A 17,421-nucleotide genomic window follows, 5' to 3' on the forward strand; every position below is an offset into this window, starting at 1 on the left:
TCCTACAGCGTCGCCGCCGTCGGATCCCAGTCTTCCGGCAGGGCCGGAGCCGTTGTGATCGAGCTCGCCACCTCCACGAAGCTGTGGCTCTCGATCGACTCGCTGATCGACACCATCGTGTCGAGCACGTGATAGGCAAGCTCACCCGTGGCGCGATGCGATCGACCGGCTCGGATGGCGCGACCCATCTCGAGCACGCCGGACCCGCGAGAACTCGTTGAGCCGAGCGCCGGGTACGAGGTCCACTCGGCCTCGCCAGCGTGCTTCACCCGGATCTCTCCGTCGAAGTTATTGGGGTCGGGGAACGACATCGTGCCCTCTGTTCCGGTCACCTCCACGAAGCCGTGGCGGTCCATCGGGGAGTCGAAGCTGAAGATGCTCTGCGACGACTGGCCGCCCTCGAACTCGGCGAGCGCACTCACGTGGGATGGCACTGTCACGTCGAACCGCTCGCCGACCTTCGGTCCGGATCCGATGACTCGGGTGTCGCGCGACTTCGAGCCGAGCGCGGCGACGCGACGCACCGATCCGAAGGTCTGCATCAGTGTGGTGAGGTAATACGGACCGATGTCGAAGAGTGGGCCGGCCCCCTCCTGGAAGAGAAATGCGGGGTTCGGATGCCACGACTCCGGCCCCGGCGACTGCATGAGGGTGAGCGCGGTGAGCGGCACCCCGATGTCGCCACGCTCGATCATGCGACGAGCGGTCTGGAGCCCTGCGCCGAGGAACGTGTCCGGAGCGGATCCGAGGCGCACTCCGGCCTTCTCCGCCGCGGCAAGCAGTGTGAGTCCGCTGGCGCGGTCGAGGGAAAACGGCTTCTCACTCCACACGTGCTTGCCAGCGGCGACGGCCGCGAGGGCCACCTCGACGTGCGCGGCCGGGATGGTCAGGTTGATCACGATCTCGACATCCGGATGCTCGAGCGTTGCCGCCACTCCACCCCAGGTCTCGATACCGAACTGACTCGCACGCTCCTCGGCGACGGGTTCGTAGACGTCGCCGATCGAGTGCACGACAATGTCGGGGAAGGTGGTGAGGTTCTCGAGGTACTGCTTGCTGATGGTCCCGGCACCGATGAGACCGACGCCGATCGGGCCGCTCATGAGGAGGCTCCGGCGTTCAGATAGGTGTAGCTGTCGGTCACCGCGTCGAACATGTCTCCAGCGAAGGCATCGAGTTCGACGACCGCCACTTCGAGACTCGTCGCCGCAGCGATGATGTCCCAGATCGGCATCTTGCCGTTGCCGACCGCGAGCTGGGAAGCCGGATCCGGCTCGATCGGACCGTCCTTGATATGAAGAAGGCGTACGCGGTCGCCGAGACGACCGAGCAGCGACACAACATCCTGCCCGCCGGCAGCGGCCCAGTAGGTATCGAGCTCGAGGATGATCGCCGGGTTGAGTCCCGCGCTGAGGATCTCCAGGCCGGTGTCGCCGTCGATCACCGACTCCAGCTCGAACCAGTGGTTGTGGTATCCGATCCGGATGCCGTGCTTCACCGCTACCTCCGCGGCCGCGTTGAGCGCATCCGCTGTCTTGTGGATGTTAGCCGCCGCGAGCCAGTTCGCCGGGTCGACGAAGGGATCGATCACCGTCGGGATGCCGAGACGCGCGGCAGTGGCGAACACGTCATCGAGGCTGGCACCGGCGAGGCTTTCGGCATCGAGGAAGCGGAAGTGCGCGCTCGGCGCGGTGAGGCCGGTTGCCGCGAATCCGGCCGCGAGGGCATCGGCACGAGCCAGGAAGTCATAGGGCTCGACGCGCGTGAACCCGATGTCTGCCACCCTCTGCATCGTGCCGGCAAAGTCCGCATCGAGAGCCTCTCGAACGGTGTAGAGCTGGAGCGAAAGCGGGGGGGTCATTGGCATTGGCACTGGTTCTCCTCGGATCGAGCAGCGTTGCTGGTCACGGTGAAGCGTTCTACCCTGGGATGGGGGAATACGTACACACGATTTACAAACTAGGGCCCCTTCTGGCGATAGTCAAGCAAAAGATAATTGTTGATCGACACCTATGGCTGGCGTGACACCACGAAGCGCAACTGGTATCAATAGACCATGGTCATCACCGAATCGAGCGCGTTCACCGGCTCGGCGGTGACCGGCGCCCGCGCGGGTGACCTGTTCCAACTTCTCCTCGACGGCACTCCGCGCACCAGGGCCGAGCTCGCTGTGCTCACCGGTCTCGCACGTTCGACGATTGCCATGCGAGTCGATTCCCTCCTGGCATCCGGTTTCGTCAGCGCGGTCGGTGAGGCCGCGTCATCCGGCGGCCGTCCGCCGTCACGATTCGCCTTCAACCCGACCGCGCGCGTGGTGCTTGCCGTAGACCTGGGGGCGTCGCACTGTGTAATCGCGATCACTACTCTCGTTGGCACAGTGCTTGCGAGCCTTCGCACGGAGATCGCTATCGAGACCGGTCCTGGCCCGGTGCTCGATCTCGTGATCGACCGCGCACACCAACTGCTCGACTCCCTCGGTGATGGCCGGGCCGAGCTGTGCGGCATCGGCATCGGCCTGCCCGGTCCGGTCGAACACACGACGGGGCGGCCCGCAAACCCACCAATTATGCCCGGCTGGCACGACTTCGACGTGCCAGGTTACGTGCGGCGCGCGTTCGACGTGCCTGTGCTCGTCGACAACGACGTCAACATCATGGCGCTCGGCGAGCAGCGCACCCACTGGCCGACCCAGGACAACCTGCTCTTTATCAAGGCGGCGACGGGCATCGGCGCTGGCATCATCGGTAACGGCCAACTACAGCGCGGTGCGATGGGTACCGCCGGTGACCTCGGGCATGTGCGCGTCGCGCGCGGCTCGTACGTAACCTGCCGCTGCGGCAACATCGGCTGTCTCGAAGCTCTCGCCGGCGCCCCAGCCATCGCCGCGACACTCACAGCCGGCGGCGCAGGCGAGGTTCGTACCGGAGACATTGTCGCTCTCGTCGAACGCGGCGACCCGCACGCCGTTGCCGCTCTCCGTCAGGCCGGTCGCGATCTCGGCGAGGTGCTCGCCACCTGCGTCAGCCTGCTCAACCCCTCGGTCATCGTGCTCGGTGGCTCGCTCGCCGCCGCCGGCAATCACCTCCTCGCTGGCGTGCGCGAAGTGGTCTATCACCGCTCGCTTCCCCTCGCCACCGCGCACCTCACGATCGCCCGCTCCCGCTCGGCCGACGATGCGGGCATCCTCGGCGCGTCGATGCTCGTCGTCCAGCAGGTACTCTCTGCCGATGCAATCGAGAGCGCAATCACCCTGCACGCGTGAACGCTACCGCCCTCCTTCGCCTGGCTTCGGTTTCTCCTCGGCGTGCAGCAGGACCACTGCGGAGGGGCGTCGACGGCCCGCGGTGCCCCGGGAGACAATGGTGAGGTGACCATCATCCAGCCCATGCTCTCCCTCTGGGATGAGCCGGCTCCGGATCACCGCGACCGCATCGTCGCTCGGGCCGCAGACCGGGTGGCCTGGCTTCGAGCCCGCAGCCGCGGCATCACCGCCACCGACGTCGCACGACTGTCGGGAGCCGCCTCCGTGCAGGCCGTTGCCTTCGAGAAGATCAACGGCAGCGGGTTCAGCGGCAACGCGTATACCGATCACGGGCGCGCCCGCGAGCCCGAGATCGCCCGCTGGGTAGAACGTCGCTACGGCATCGTCTCGAGCGACGCGCTCTTCCATGCCGCCGGCCAGACCGCCCACCTCGCCACTCCCGACGGGCTTGCGATCTCGGCATCCGGCCGTCTCGAGCTCGCCGAGATCAAGACCACGAAGTCGCCCTGGCGATCCATCCCACGCTCCTATCTGCGGCAGGTTTGGTGGCAGCAGTACGTGCTCGGGGCGGAGCGCACCCTGCTGGTCTGGGAGCAGCACGACGACTTCATTCCGACAAATGCCGAGCCGGAGTGCCGCTGGATCGACCGTGATGAGAACCAGATCCACCTGCTCGTGCAGCTCGCCGACCGGGTGCTTGGCGTCGTGGCCGCCGGCCGCAACCGCTAGGCGACCGGGAGTCCGACCTCGAGCTCTGCCAGCGGCAAAACGTCGGCGAACTCCACGGGCCGCATCGCCATCATCACGCCGAGAGTGAGCAGCCAGCCGAGTGCGATCGTGGTGGCCGCGAGCTCGAGTCGACTGCCGAAGTCCGTTTGGAATCGCGCGAGGGAGAGGATACCGCCCGCCCCCGCGATCAACGCGACTGCCACCCCGGCCCCGAGCGACAGCCGGGCAAGCGATCGATATCCCACCGCGAACGACACCTGCAACATGCCGAAGCACGCGGCGGCGAAGGCGAGCACGGCGACCACGGTGTGGATGAGGTCCTGCCAGGTGAAATTCACCCCCACCGGCAACGGACATCCGCTCGTGCAGGTGACCTGAGAGGCGATGAGAAAGAAGCCACAGCCGACCCATAGCGACACCGCCGGAGCCCAGACAGAGAGCAGCGGCACGCGCGATCGGATGCCGCGAGCGGCATAGGCAATGAGGCTTCCGCCCGCGACGATGAGAAGGAGTGCCCCTTCGAACCAGTGGGCGGTCGGCTGGCCGGCTGCGCCGAGCTCACTGACATACAGGTCACGGTCTTGCTCGAGTCGAGCGACCCAGATGATCACGAGGGCGGCCAACACGAACACCGAGCCGAGGAAAGTGCCTGCGAGTTCGACAACCCGACGTCGCGATGGCAGAAGGGCGGTCATTGTTAAATGCTAGGTGTTCTTTTCACAGTTTTATTCCGGTTGACACCGCTGTGCCGTCGGCGAATTGATGTTCGGCTTGACGGTAGGCACGATCGCGCTGAGCATGTCGGGGCTCGGCTCAAGCGACAACTCCCGCACAAAGTCGTCTTCGAGACGGCCCCCCAGGGCGAATTGCTTGGTTCCCACGAGTGAGAACCCGCTCTTCTCGTAGAAGCGGTTCGCACGCCCGTTCTGCTGGTTGACGCCGAGCCAGGTCGAAACGGCGCCGCGAAATCGGGCGGCTTCGACGGTCGCGGCCATGAGCTCAGAGGATAACCCGGTGCCATGAGACTCGGCAAGGACATAAAACTTGCTGAGCTCGACCGTTGGCCGAGCCGTGACGACGGCCGCGACATCCGCATCCGTCGGCTCCCCGAAGATGAGCATCGAGTAACCGGCGGCACTACCATCGACCTCGGCCAGCAGTATCGCGCGATTCGCATCGGCGAGGTACGCCTCGAACCGCTGCACCGAGAGCTCCGACGACACAAATGCCCTGGCGTCTTCCGGCGGCGTGCCGGGAGGGCAGGCCAATCCGAAGGTGGCGGCGGCGAGATCGTGCAGGAGCACGCCGTCAGCGACAGCCGCCGCCCGTACCGTGGTGGTCATCCGCTGTCCCCTCCTGCGTTTTCGGTGAAGTCGAAGCGAGCCCCGAAGAGTGAGTACAAAAAAAGGGGACCACCGAGGTGATCCCCTTTTCTCGAGATGTTTCTGTTTAGAGCACGTTCACGTCGAGCGGGATGCCCGGACCGAAGGTGGTCGTCACAGTGCCCTTTTGGATGTAACGGCCCTTTGCGGAGCTGGGCTTGGAGCGCACGATCTCATCGAGCGCCGCCTTGATGTTCTCCTCGAGCTGCTCGGCCGGGAAGGCCGCCTTGCCCACGATGAAGTGCACGTTGGAGTGCTTGTCGACGCGGAATTCGATCTTTCCGCCCTTGATCTCGGTAACTGCCTTGGCAACATCCGTGGTGACGGTTCCGGTCTTCGGGTTGGGCATGAGGCCACGCGGGCCGAGCACCTTTCCGAGGCGACCGACCTTGCCCATCAGTTCCGGAGTGGAGACCGCTGAGTCGAACGAGGTGTAGCCAGCGGCTACCTTCTCGATGAGCTCGTCGCCACCGACCTCGTCGGCTCCGGCAGCGATCGCGGCATCGGCGGCCGGTCCGGTCGCGAAGACGATGACGCGGGCGGTCTTTCCTGTGCCGTGGGGCAGGATGACGGTTCCACGAACCATCTGGTCTGCCTTGCGGGGGTCGACGCCGAGTTTGAGGGCGACTTCGATTGTGGAGTTGAAGTTCTTCGAACCGCTCTCACGGGCGATTCCAACGGCTTCGTTGGGCGTGTAGAACTTGCCCTCTTCCATCTTTTCGGCAGCGGCGCGGTAGGCCTTGGATTTCGTAGCCATTATGCGTCCACCGTAATTCCCATCGAGCGAGCGGTGCCCGCAATGATCTTTTCTGCCGCTGCAACGTCGTTCGCGTTGAGGTCGACCATCTTCTGCTCGGCGATCGAGCGGAGCTGGTCCTTCGTCAGCCGTCCCACCTTGGTGGTGTGCGGGGTGCCGGATCCCTTGTTGACGCCGGCCGCCTTCTTGATGAGCTCGGCAGCCGGGGGCGTCTTGAGGATGAACGTGAACGAACGGTCCTCGTAAACGGTGATCTCGACCGGAATGACGTTGCCACGCTGCGACTCAGTCGCGGCGTTGTACGCCTTGCAGAACTCCATGATGTTAACGCCGTGCTGTCCGAGCGCCGGCCCGATGGGCGGTGCGGGGTTGGCGGCGCCGGCCTGGATCTGAAGCTTGATCAGACCCGTGACCTTCTTTTTCGGTGCCATTGTGGTTCCTTTTCTGTATCGAACGGGCCCGTGTTGGCCAGCTCTCCCGACATCCGGATGGATGCGGTGCGGTCGCCCCCGAAGGCGCAACCTCTTCACCTTACGCGAAATGTCGGTGGTTGCCTATTGACTGCAGGTATGGAAGCGCTGGGCTACTACTCGGATCAGGCAAGATCCGACGTGCGTATCGACACCGCGATTGCGGCCGCCGAGTATGAACAGCGCGCGGTGAACTTCCATCATGCGGCCACTCTGGTCGCCATCCATTCAGTGCTCGATGAGGCCCGGTACAGCCCAGAGGTATTCGTCGGCGACCATGCGTCACACTTCAATCGCGAGGATATCGAATTCGCTGAGCGGGCAGCGATCGCCGACCTCGCCGTGAGGCTCTCGCTCTCTGAAAACACCGTCCGGGCGCACGAGCACCAGGCCGTCACGATGATCGGTCGCACCCCGATCACCTGGCAGAAGTTTCGCTGGGGCGAGGTCTCCCCTGCCAACGCCCGCTCAGTTTCAGAGCTCGCCGCGTCGCTCCCCGATGGCGACGATCGGGCATTCGCTGCGTTCGACGCCGCTGTCGCGGACCCCGCGGCGCGGCTCGCACCAGCTCGACTCCGCGTGTTCGCGCGCACACTTCGGGAGAAAATCGTCGCCGACACTGCCGCCGAAAGGCACGAGAGCGAGCGATCTCACCGCCGGGTCGTCTTCGAGCCCGCCATCGACGGGATGGCGTGGATCTCGGCCTACCTGCCCGCCGAAGTTGCGACTGCCGCTATGACCCTCCTCGATGCCGAAGCACTTCGACTGTCGGCAGCGCCCGGCGAGACCCGCACGATGCCGCAGCTCCGTGCCGACGTGCTCGGCGACATGCTGACCGGCAGCAGCGTTGGCTCCGTCGCAGTGCGGGTCGGCGTGCTCGTCCCCATGCTCACGCTTCTCGGTCGGTCCGAAATGCCCGCATCCCTCGAGGGCTACGGCCCGATCGACGCCGAAACTGCCCGCCGCCTGGCCGGCGACGCGACCTCGATCTACCGGATTCTGACGGATCCGGTAACGGGCGCGATTCTCGACATCGATCAACCGACAAAGCACATCCCCGCAGGGTTGAGACGGATGAAACAGCTGATCGATCAGACCTGCACGTTCCCCGGCTGCGGCAAACGGGCAGTGAACTGCGACCTCGACCACACAATCGATCGACAATTCGGGGGGCGGACCACCCTGATGAATCTCTCGCACCTATGCCGCAAACATCATCGCGACAAACACATGACCAAGTGGGCAATCACGCAGGATGACACCGGGCGCATCGAGTGGACCAGCCCGACCGGGTATGTCGCTGTGCCTGATCCGCCGCCGTTTTAGAGGACGCTTTTTCGCATCCCTGCGCAACTCAGGTAACTTGCGTCAGCCATACAAGGTCGTTGTATGCGCCTTCTTTTGAATGATCGTGCCCACAGTCGAAGTGGCCGACGCGGATGTCGACGGCCACGGCCTGAACTTTTGACTTGATGCCGGCGAGGAGCGCATCATCCACGCGAGCGGTGTAGTCGTCACTCTTGGCATCGAGGTTGAGAATCTGAATGGTATCCGCGGACTCACCGGTGAGCTCTTGGTAGCCGAGTGCGTAGATGCTGAGCTGGTCTTTCGTCACCGAGGTCTGCTGCGAATCCTCGGTGGACTTGAAGTCGACGATGGAAACTTCGTTCGTCTCGAGTCGTTTCACCAAGTCGATCCGGCCATTCACCGTGACGCCAGGCGCGACGACGACCTCGATCTGCTTCTCCGAGTGAATGGTTCGGGTCAGGTCGTCACCGTGCTCGTCGAAGTAGCGCTCGATCGCGTTGACCGCTGACACGTGAAGTTGATCGCGCAGTGCCGGGTATGCGTACGGGGTGTGGAGGTGGCGGTCCACAAGGTCGGCAGATTCGGCGCGCGCAGGAACCTCACCGGCGAGAGATCGTTTGTGCATCTCGGCGAGGGCATCGTGCAGTCCCTTTCCGTAGCCGAGCGCTTCGTGGATCGGCGGATTGAATCCGTACATGAATCGGAGCTTGAACTGGTACGGACAGTCGATCAGATACTTCAGTTCCGAGAAGGAGATAGAGATCGCCGGCTCTTCGAACTTGGGCGTCGGTTCGAGTCGTGCGACAGCTGGGAGCTTCTCATCGACCGTGGAGACCCAGTCGGAGCGGGTCGCATGGAGGAAGAAGTCGGATCGACGCTTCGCTTGCTGGTTCCCGGGCACCGGCGCGAAGGTCATGGCGAGGTACTTCTGCGAACGCGTTGCAGCGACATAGAAGAGGCGCGTTTCGTCTGAGAGACCGCCACGATAGCGATCTGCATTGGACACAGCGGCAGTCGGTATTACGTGGAAAATGTTGATCCCGCCTTGCCTGCGCATCGGAAACCGATTCGCGCGCAGGCACGGGATGAACACGGCCGGCCACTGCATACCCTTCGAGCGGTGGACGGTCGTGATCGTTACCGCGTTTGGAGTGGCGAACCCGCTGTCCTCGTCGGCCTCCTCGTAGTACGAAGGCGCCTGGCGTTCGTCTGTGAGGAAGCGAACGAAGCTTGCGTACTTTCGTTCGGGCTCCGACTGAAAGTGGATCGTCTCGAAGTCCGAGATAACCTGCGAGAACTTGCCGAGCTGATACATCACCAGCTCGGCTCGCGCCGGAGCCCCCGGAATGGTGGACTCGCGGATGTCGAGCGCTTCGAGCACGCTCAGAAAGAGGCGCTGAATGTTGTACGTTCCCCAGCGCTCTCCGCCGCTGAAATCTGCCCCAGCGTCGAGCAGTGTGAGCGCGCGCGGGAAGACACCGAAGTCGGGCAGCAGATCGGCATCGACGAACAGCTGGCGCAGTTCCGCGACTGTGATCTCCCCGACCATGTACTTGAACATTCCGACAAGGGCTGCGATCTCCGGCGCATCGAAGAGCCGAGCAAGACCCTTGATGATGTAGGGGATGCCGCGCGCACGGAGCGCATCAACGAGTGGGACCGCATCCTTCACCGTGCGATGCAGGACCGCGCAATCGGACCAGGAAAGCCCCCTCGGTTCACGGCCGGGAGCATCCACGAAGGGCATCCCCTGGAGTGCAACGATGCGGTCGGTGATCCAGTGCGCCTCGGCTTCGGGTTCTGGGAACTCGAGTGCGAGTATGTCGCCCCTCTCCCAACGCTGATGCGATGCGTATTCCATCTTCTTCGGCAGCCGTTCTGCCACGGGCAGGGTCTCCGCGATGCTTCGGCCAAGCCGTACGATCCCCTCCGTGGAACGGAAGTTATCTGCCAGCTCGATCTGCCGCACGCCTTCGTGGCGCGATGAGAAAGTGAGGATGTTCGAGACCTCGGATCCCCGCCACTGGTAGATGGTCTGATCGTCATCCCCAACAACACAGAGGTTCGCGCCGAATCGGGTGAGGGCTGCGATTAGCTGTTCTTGAAGCGGGTTTACATCCTGATATTCATCGACCACGACGTACTTGATGTCGTCCTGCACGTGGCGCAGCAGCTCGCGTTCCACAGTCTCCAACTCTGGATCAGCGGGGTCCGACTCCAAGTACGCAACGGCCAGGGCGATCATCGAGGTGTAGTCGAAGTACTTCCGCTGTGCAAGGAGCGCCGAGTACGACTTCAGGCTCGCATCGACCGCGTCAGGAATCAGAGACCAGTCGATCTGATCCTCTTGCAAAACCGAAAGCACCTGCATGTAGAGCTTCGAGTCCATGTAACGCCAGAGGGTCGGACGGCTCGGTGCCGTGGTTGTGCAGGTAGTGAGTCCGGACTTCGTGCTCTCGCGGTCGATGAGAAGCCGCTGTGTGATCTCGGTGAGCACACCGTACTTGAAAGCCTCTGGGATGTAGGTCTGAAGCAGGTTCAGGCAGTAACCGTGCATAGTCCCGACGTACATCTCGGCGAGGCCGACGATCCCGGGATGCTCCTGCTCGACGATCGAGTAAATGCGCTCCTTGAGCTCAGCGGCTGCCTTCTCAGTGAAGGTGAAGGCAAAGATGTTCCCCGGTGTTACGCCGGGTTGGCCCAAAATATGCGAGATCCGTTGGGAGATCACCTGGGTCTTGCCGGAGCCTGCGCAAGCGATCAGTTGGAGGGGCGCATTGATCTCACCAATCGCGGCCTGCTGGGCGGGAGTGTATGTGGGCATTGCTCAGTACAGCAGCCCGACGGAGCCTGGCCGAACCTGGCGCGATTCATCCCCCGTGCCCTTTTTCCAGAACGCCACGATCTGTTCACCGCGGAGCTCACTATTAGAGAAGGCTAAGCCGGGCAGGGGACCCCCAGGTTGTTCGTCGCCACCATCGAGGCCTCGGGGCTCCCCCTTCCCGCCAGCATCAGAGGCAGGAGCTGTGCCACCCCCGCTGGGCAGCCCGGTGACAGCCGACGCTGTCGACCGAGGGAGCATGTGGCACAGACGCTGGGCGCCGGGAATGGCAGCCAGCGATGCGTCTTCGGCGGGTATGCGCATGTCACGCGTCGGGCGACCAAGATGCAACTGCAGTTGCGCGGCCGGTACACACCAAGCCCAGTGATTGAACCAGGGTTGCAGGCGTCGCTCCGGCGGCGCGCCACTTACAGGAGGCTGCGAGCCTGCCCACCGCCGATTGTCTGATCCGCGAGAAGCCGCGCACGCCTGACAGCGTCCGTGCACGTCAGGATCGCTGGCACACGAGCGGAGCCACGGAATCAGCGGATCGACCGGTTTGGAAGGCAGCAGATAGAGCAGTTGTCCCAGGCCGCCTGTGACGTAGTCGTCGAGTTGCTGCGCCCGGATCGGGATACGCCAACGATCTTCGATACCTTTGCATTCGAACAGGATTGCCCTGGGCCCACCCGCATCCAGTTCGTGGTCCAAACTCCCCGCCGTATTCGTTGGGGACCAGAGGATCGCCCTCGGGAACGCACGAAGCAACTCGTAGGCGAGCAACGAGTCGACAGTACGTTCGGGGACGAGCACTTACCCGACCTCAAGGACTTTCATGACCTCGTCGCCGTAGTCGTTGATAACCTTCACTGCGATTCGGCCAGTGGACGGCGTACTGAACGGAACCGAGGTCGAGCGATTTAGCGTCGACCATGCTTCCTCGTCAATGTCGGCCTTTAGAGCGGTCTTCAGCGACTTGAACGGGTCGTTGTCTCCGAGGAAGTAAGCGCGGCGCACGAAGAAAGACTCGCCATCGTAGTCGGTGTCGACCATCCAGAGCGCGATCTCCTTCGTTGAGTTCGAGCGGACTTCGCCGGACGTCGGGTCGTAAACGTCGACGCCCCTGATCTCGACCTCCCACTGGTCGCCGACCGCCCGCAACGCTAGGTCGGGCTCACCGAAAACCGTGAACAAGTTCCCTGCTCCGGTCTTCTTCAATTCCTCTCCCATGAGGAGGTCGACGTTCATTCGGACGACGAGCACTTTGACACGACCAAGGTCGCGCACTCCCGCGACGACCGCGAAGCCCTCCTCGTCGGTTTCGACACCGAGCTGCGGGTCGAAAGCGAAGCCGAGAACCGCGACGAGCGGCGCGCCGGCCTCGACCGCCTCGCGAGCGGCCTGCTTGATGAAGGCGGCCGACACCGTCCCATATTGAGGTCCGATCGCGATCGCGACTTGCTCGACCACTTCATCCGGCTGCGCTCGCTCATCGTCTGGTTTCTGAGTGCCGATCGCCTGGACATAGACACCGGGGTGGGCATCGATCGTCTCGAACACGACGCGCTCGCTCTTGCGGCCGTTCTGGATGCCGGCGGTGCGAAGGTTCGCGAGAATCGACTGCTCGAAGGACGGTGTGTCCGTGTCCATTGCGCCCGGCCGCAGGTCGTCCGCCTCGTCGAACGACACGCTTCGATGCGGCGAAAGCGACTCGACTGTGAACGCGCCAGCGACGCGCACCTTCGACTTGTCCTCGGCGGCCTGGTCGTAGAGCAGCTCGAATTCGGCGTGCCGCTTGATTGCAGCGTCGATCTCCTCACCTGTCATCCCGTCCTTGATGTCGGGGTTGTTCGCTATCGACTTCAGCGTGATGTGCTGGACCTTCTTGTAGACGAATCCATGGCTTAGGTCCCCGGTCGTCGTCGCGGGCGGAAGCTTTTCTGCCTTTCGCCCTTCGTCGCTGTCGGCGAGCATGTAGTACGGATACTTCGCCCCCATGATCCGCTGCCGCGCGAGTGCCAGCGCAACCCGCGAGGTGTCGATCGTGATCCAGCGGCGCCCCCATTGCTCAGCAACGAACGCCGTGGTGCCGGACCCGCAGGTCGGGTCGAGGATAAGGTCTCCGGGGTCAGTCGTCATGAGCATGCACCGCTGGATCACATCAGGTTGGGTCTGAACGACGTAAATGGACTCACCCGACTTACCAGCCGTGTCCTCGAAAAGATTGGTGAGGGGTACTTGGGGGTTATCGTCGTGAAAACGCACAAACCAAGGCGGTCCGCCTCGCGCCTCAAGGCGATTCGCCCACTCAAGTTTTGCGAGACCGGCAAGTGACGTCTTCCAGTGGTTGTTTGTCCCCGGGTGGTAGCTCTTGTCCCTCCAGGCGAAACTTTGCGGAGAGTTACTCGACCCGGCCGAGTTGAGCTTTGAGAGGGCGTAAATGCGCGCTCCGGAGGGGAGTCGCTTCGGGTCGGACTTTTCAGCCGGTATCGTCTGGCGGCGCTCGCCATCAAGTTCGATTCCCCAAGAACCGCCAGGCGTGTCATGGAACCAGTCATTTTGATCGCGCTCCCGCCAAAGCTGACGGTATTTCATCTGACTGACATCCTTGGCATACCAAATGAGGTAGAAAAACGCGTCATCGAGTGTTGCGCTTGGTGTCGCGGTCTTGCGAACTGAAATCTGGCTGACAAAATTCTCACTGTTCATGACTTCGTCCAGGAGCGCGCGCACTCGATGGACGTTCCCTGCGCCGATCTGGACGAAGACGCTGCCGGAATCGGTAAGCAGATCTCGAGCGACGACGAGACGGTCACGAAGGTAGCTCAGATACGAGTGGATGCCGAGTTCCCAGGTGTCCCGAAAGGCCTTGATCTGCTCAGCTTCGCGGGCGGCGTCCTCTAGTCTTCCGTCCTTGACGTTCTTGGAACCTGTCCGAGCCTGCCAGTTCGAGCCGAACTTGATGCCGTAAGGCGGGTCGATGTAGATCATCTGCACCTTGGCCCGGAGAGCCTCCCGCTCGGCAAGAGAGCCCATCACCTGGAGAGAGTCGCCGAGGATCATCCGGTTCTTCCAAGATTCGTCGTGCTGGTAAAACTCGACTTGGCTGAGGTCATCAAGTTCGTCAAAGTCTTCGAAGAGATCGAAGAGGTCCGGTTGGCTTGTTTCGTCTCGCTTCGCTCTTTCAGCTGACGACTTCCGGAGGTTCTCGATAAGGGCCTGAGGGACGATCTTCTCCTGGATATAGATCGGCGGTGCATCGACGACGAGGTCCTCGTCATCCTGCGCATCTTTGCCCTTCCAGACGAGCTGCGGGTCGAGGTCAGCGTTCCGCTGGTATCGCAGCGGCGGCATGGCATCCTTCGCCTCGTCGTAGAAAGCTGCCGCTGCGTCTGCGGTGGGAATGTTCCGACGTGTCTCTTCGTGGTCGTATGCCGTGACTTCCGTCCGACCCTTCGGCTTTGCAGTGCGGGCCATTAGATTCCCTCGGTAATGAAGTGGGACAGGAGGTCGGGGTCACCGATGATCGGCGCCCCCGCTCGGTGCTGCATGATTGCTTCGCGGAGCTCGTAGTCGGCATTCTGCACACCGGCCTGGCCTAGCTCGAGGTATCCCCAGATGCCGAACGCGCCGTGATTGTTCACGCTTGCGCACCACGAGTCGCGGGCTGTGCGTGCCTTCTCCCTCGTAGGCCCTGGCGACTTCTGCGAGCCGGAGACCTCGACGATGAGGTAACGATCGGCGTCGAACTTCAACACAAAGTCGGGCCAGTACTCGTGGCGCTTGCCCTTGTGGACGTAGGGAATCGTAAGGCCGAGATGATCGTTCTTGACGTAGCTCGTGATCACGTGTTCGGCGGCGAGTTGTTCGCTGACCTTCGCGACTCGTTTCTCCCACTCATTCCCGTCCTTGCCGTCGAGGGTCACGTGTGACACATGCGAATGGGTCGTTTCGAAGACCTTCTTCCGAGTGTCGAAAAAGACGTCGTCCGTGCGACCGACCGGGTAGCCGAGGTTCAGGATCGGGCGAACGAGAGGCTTGCCGGACTCGTCACCGCGGATCTGGTGGATCGCGTTCCAGACCATTTCGGCGGCAGTCTGCTGCAGTTCGGCAATTAGCAAATGTCCGAGGGTGAATCCGGGCTCGATGTGGACCCGGTGCTTGATCCAGGTCTCGATCGCGGTGACGAGTTGCGGGAAGATCCAGGGTCGCCAGTTTCCGTCAACGTTTACCTCATGATCCATAATCCGTTTCGCGATCTCGAAGGAGATCGAGCGCGGACGCGCATTCCGGATTGCCGCGACGGTCTCGGCCTGCCCGACAATGCCCTCGATATCAACACGACTCGGCACAGCCTCGCCGTTGATCGTGAAAGCCTTCGCATGCTCGAGCTGGAAGTCGATCGGCGATTCCGGCCACTCCATCCGGTAGCCGGTCACAATCGGGAATTCGATTCGCAAATGGGAGCGGTCGTCCAACGCCTTCACTCGGACTGCCGGCTCGGGCGTCTTTGGCGGGTCAATCGGCTTGTCGCTTGGAATGAACGAGAAGGGGATTCCGTAGACATTCGCGTACTCGGCAGGAAAGTGGCCCGTCTCCGGATCGATTGCGTAACTGCGCCGGCGAAGGCCACGACCAACAACTTGCTCGCAAAGCAACTGCGAGCCAAAGGCTCGAACGCCGAGGATGTGGGTCACAGTGTTCGCATCCCAGCCCTCGGTGAGCATCGCAACCGAAACGACACAGCGAACCTCGGCACCGAGGCGTCCCTTTTTGCCAACGGTGTTCATCACCTCGCGGAGGAGGTCGGCGTCATCGAGTTTCTCGACATCGGCCCCAGGATTCGACTTGCGGTAGGCCTGTTTGAAAGCTTCGATCTCATCCGCGGCCGCCCGTTTGAAGTCATCTTTCATGCTCTCGCCCGACTCAAGTTGCCTCGAGTCGACGATGATCGTGCGCGGTACTGCGATCGCAACATCGCGCTCGACGTTGCTGAAAAGCGGCAAGTGCCCATCCACGAGTCGCTTCTCACCATCACGCTCGATTTCGTAGCCGGCGATCCAGTCGTAGATGAGCTTGCTCACGAATGTATTCGGCGTGACCACGATCATCACCGGAGGCGGCTCATCTAGCGGCTTGAGTCGCTCCTCCCAGTCTCGATACGCGTGCTCATAGCTCGCGTAGAGACTCTCTAGAGCGCCTTGCAGTACTCCAGGAATGTTCTTCCAGCCAGGCTCGACCGTGCTTGCGATGCGGGCAGAACGCGGCCGGTTCGGGTCATCCGTCAACGCGTCGTAGAGGTGAAGGTAGGTGACCTCCTTGCCTTGCGCGTTGTCATCGACCGGCAGTCGAGGCACCTTGACGATTCCCGACTCTATGGCGTCCATGAGTCCGAAGTCACTGACCACCCAGGGAAAGATCGTGCCCTCGCCCCAGCCTGAGCCAGAGAGATAGAACGGCGTCGCGGATAGGTCGTAGATCGTCTTGATGCCCGCCTTACCTTTGTTGGCGAACTTGCGGATGTCGACGAGGCCTTTGAACCAGACCCGCGCGTCCTCATTCGCCTCCTTCTCGTCGGCGTCGATCTTGCCGTCGAGATCCTTCGACTGGTAGCAGTGATGCGATTCGTCGTTGAAGACCACGATCTCGCCTTTGTCGCGGCCAAGCTTGTCGAGCACTCTGGTCACGACCATCTGGGGCGTCTCCGAAAAGGCGCCTTGGTCCGACCGACCCTGGAGCAAGAGCTTGCGAGTATTGGAGGAGATGCCCTTTCCCGCCGCCGTGTTGCGCGGCAAGAACTGGTGGTAGTTCACGATGTGCACCTCGGCCTGGTTGAGTTGCGCACGAAGGTCCTGCGGGATGACACCCCGGACGTCGTAATAGTTGATGTCACGTGGCTCGGTCGGCTGGAGCACGCGGAGGCGGTCTTTGATCGTGATTCCTGGAGTGACGATAAGGAAGCGCTTTACGAAGCGGCTGTCCTGCGGGCTCGCCACCTTGTTGAGCGTCTGCCAAGCGATGAGCATCGACATGACAATGGTCTTGCCCGCACCGGTCGCCATCTTCAGCGCTATGCGAGGCAGGCCTGCGTTGTGCTCGGCGTTCGCCGCAGCGAGCGTCTCACGCCAATCGATTCCAGCGAGTCCGCTCCGGTCGTACTTATCGCGGCCGACGACTTCGGCAATGTAGATGGCAGTCTCAGCGGCCTCGCGCTGAGCAAAGAGAATGCGATCCTCGCGCGCCTCATCGGACCAGTGGAGGAGGAGCTTGCGAGTGATGGCTGTGACGCCGGGGTAATTCTGGCGACGCCAGTCCCGGAGCGCATCGCGGAGCTGATCGATCTTGTCATTGCGCTCCACGCGCTCATCGGTGAGCGAGGTGAAGTCGAGGGTTGGCGCGGTCGCAACTGCTTTGCTGCGACCCTTCTTCGGCTTCGGGATTGGCACGAAGAATTCGCTGACGCGTCGGGACTCGATGACCACGCCGGTTGGACCGCTCGGGCTGAGCTCGAAGTGGCGGGACGGCTCGTCGTAGGGCCCATTGAGAACCGGGTTAGACAACCCTTCGCTTAGATCGGTCAAAGCGAGAACTCACGGGCGCGTGGCTCGGTTGCTCCAAAGAGCGCCAGCCTGAGCTTGAGGCTTGAAGGCAGAAGCCGCTGAATTCCCCAACAGAATGTCCCCATAGGTATG

12 protein-coding genes are annotated in these 17,421 nt (G+C 62.5%); 3 read left to right on the plus strand and 9 right to left on the minus strand.

All coding sequences use genetic code 11. From position 1 onward, the window contains the following. Positions 1-2 precede the first annotated feature (2 nt). Positions 3-1,103 (minus strand): Gfo/Idh/MocA family protein, encoded by a 1,101-nt coding sequence (locus tag RCH11_RS09280; RefSeq protein WP_327056709.1) that lies wholly within the window; start codon positions 1,101-1,103, stop codon positions 3-5. Beyond that, on the minus strand, positions 1,100-1,867 hold the full coding sequence (locus tag RCH11_RS09285; RefSeq protein ID WP_327056710.1) for a sugar phosphate isomerase/epimerase family protein: 768 nt from the start codon (positions 1,865-1,867) through the stop codon (positions 1,100-1,102). The genes RCH11_RS09280 and RCH11_RS09285 overlap by 4 nt, the downstream gene beginning before the upstream one ends. 189 nt (positions 1,868-2,056) lie before the next feature. Here RCH11_RS09285 and RCH11_RS09290 point away from each other — a divergent pair, with 189 nt between their 5' ends. Next, positions 2,057-3,262, plus strand: coding sequence for an ROK family transcriptional regulator (locus RCH11_RS09290; protein WP_327056711.1), 1,206 nt, complete (start codon positions 2,057-2,059; stop codon positions 3,260-3,262). Positions 3,263-3,385: 123 nt separating this feature from the next. Further along, positions 3,386-3,991, plus strand: a complete 606-nt coding sequence (locus RCH11_RS09295; protein ID WP_327056805.1) for a YqaJ viral recombinase family protein — start codon at positions 3,386-3,388, stop codon at positions 3,989-3,991. Here the strand turns inward: RCH11_RS09295 and RCH11_RS09300 are convergent. The 4 genes from RCH11_RS09300 to rplK form a co-directional block, all read right to left on the minus strand. Continuing rightward, a complete protein-coding gene (locus RCH11_RS09300; protein ID WP_327056712.1) occupies positions 3,988-4,686 on the minus strand; it encodes a DUF998 domain-containing protein in 699 nt (232 codons plus the stop codon). The genes RCH11_RS09295 and RCH11_RS09300 overlap by 4 nt on opposite strands. Before the next feature lie 30 nt (positions 4,687-4,716). Further along, a complete protein-coding gene (locus RCH11_RS09305; protein WP_327056713.1) occupies positions 4,717-5,334 on the minus strand; it encodes a GNAT family N-acetyltransferase in 618 nt (205 codons plus the stop codon). Positions 5,335-5,440: 106 nt separating this feature from the next. Next, entirely contained in the window at positions 5,441-6,130 is a 690-nt protein-coding gene (rplA, locus tag RCH11_RS09310) for a 50S ribosomal protein L1 (protein ID WP_327056714.1), read from the minus strand. Continuing rightward, positions 6,130-6,561: a 50S ribosomal protein L11 gene (gene rplK, locus RCH11_RS09315; RefSeq protein ID WP_327056715.1), complete on the minus strand. Its 432-nt coding sequence runs from the start codon at positions 6,559-6,561 to the stop codon at positions 6,130-6,132. The genes rplA and rplK overlap by 1 nt, the downstream gene beginning before the upstream one ends. Before the next feature lie 180 nt (positions 6,562-6,741). On the opposite strand from rplK, the gene RCH11_RS09320 reads away from it, so the two are divergent. Further along, complete coding sequence (locus tag RCH11_RS09320) at positions 6,742-7,926, plus strand: HNH endonuclease signature motif containing protein (protein WP_327056716.1); 1,185 nt, start codon at positions 6,742-6,744, stop codon at positions 7,924-7,926. 28 nt (positions 7,927-7,954) lie between these two features. Here the strand turns inward: RCH11_RS09320 and RCH11_RS09325 are convergent, their stop codons facing one another. The 3 genes from RCH11_RS09325 to RCH11_RS09335 all read right to left on the minus strand — a co-directional run bounded on the left by RCH11_RS09325 (position 7,955) and on the right by RCH11_RS09335 (position 17,310). Next, positions 7,955-10,732 carry an ATP-dependent helicase gene (locus RCH11_RS09325; RefSeq protein ID WP_327056717.1) on the minus strand — a complete coding sequence of 926 codons (2,778 nt, stop codon included), beginning with the start codon at positions 10,730-10,732 and terminating at the stop codon, positions 7,955-7,957. An 810-nt stretch (positions 10,733-11,542) separates the two neighbouring features. After that, on the minus strand, positions 11,543-14,206 hold the full coding sequence (locus RCH11_RS09330) for a site-specific DNA-methyltransferase (RefSeq protein WP_327056718.1): 2,664 nt from the start codon (positions 14,204-14,206) through the stop codon (positions 11,543-11,545). Next, entirely contained in the window at positions 14,206-17,310 is a 3,105-nt protein-coding gene (locus RCH11_RS09335) for a BPTD_3080 family restriction endonuclease (RefSeq protein WP_442789025.1), read from the minus strand. The genes RCH11_RS09330 and RCH11_RS09335 overlap by 1 nt, the downstream gene beginning before the upstream one ends. Positions 17,311-17,421: the final 111 nt, after the last annotated feature.

It is taken from the genome of Glaciihabitans sp. GrIS 2.15, from assembly GCF_035984695.1.
Taxonomy (GTDB): domain Bacteria; phylum Actinomycetota; class Actinomycetes; order Actinomycetales; family Microbacteriaceae; genus Lacisediminihabitans.

Bases quoted from the DNA above. Each gene is read 5' to 3' on its own strand.
- rplK (WP_327056715.1), bottom strand. From the start codon at position 6,561: ATGGCACCGAAAAAGAAGGTCACGGGTCTGATCAAGCTTCAGATCCAG.
- RCH11_RS09305 (WP_327056713.1), bottom strand. From the start codon at position 5,334: ATGACCACCACGGTACGGGCGGCGGCTGTCGCTGACGGCGTGCTCCTG.
- RCH11_RS09300 (WP_327056712.1), bottom strand. From the start codon at position 4,686: ATGACCGCCCTTCTGCCATCGCGACGTCGGGTTGTCGAACTCGCAGGC.
- RCH11_RS09280 (WP_327056709.1), bottom strand. From the start codon at position 1,103: ATGAGCGGCCCGATCGGCGTCGGTCTCATCGGTGCCGGGACCATCAGC.
- RCH11_RS09330 (WP_327056718.1), bottom strand. From the start codon at position 14,206: ATGGCCCGCACTGCAAAGCCGAAGGGTCGGACGGAAGTCACGGCATAC.
- RCH11_RS09285 (WP_327056710.1), bottom strand. From the start codon at position 1,867: ATGCCAATGACCCCCCCGCTTTCGCTCCAGCTCTACACCGTTCGAGAG.
- RCH11_RS09295 (WP_327056805.1), top strand. From the start codon at position 3,386: ATGCTCTCCCTCTGGGATGAGCCGGCTCCGGATCACCGCGACCGCATC.
- rplA (WP_327056714.1), bottom strand. From the start codon at position 6,130: ATGGCTACGAAATCCAAGGCCTACCGCGCCGCTGCCGAAAAGATGGAA.
- RCH11_RS09325 (WP_327056717.1), bottom strand. From the start codon at position 10,732: ATGCCCACATACACTCCCGCCCAGCAGGCCGCGATTGGTGAGATCAAT.
- RCH11_RS09290 (WP_327056711.1), top strand. From the start codon at position 2,057: ATGGTCATCACCGAATCGAGCGCGTTCACCGGCTCGGCGGTGACCGGC.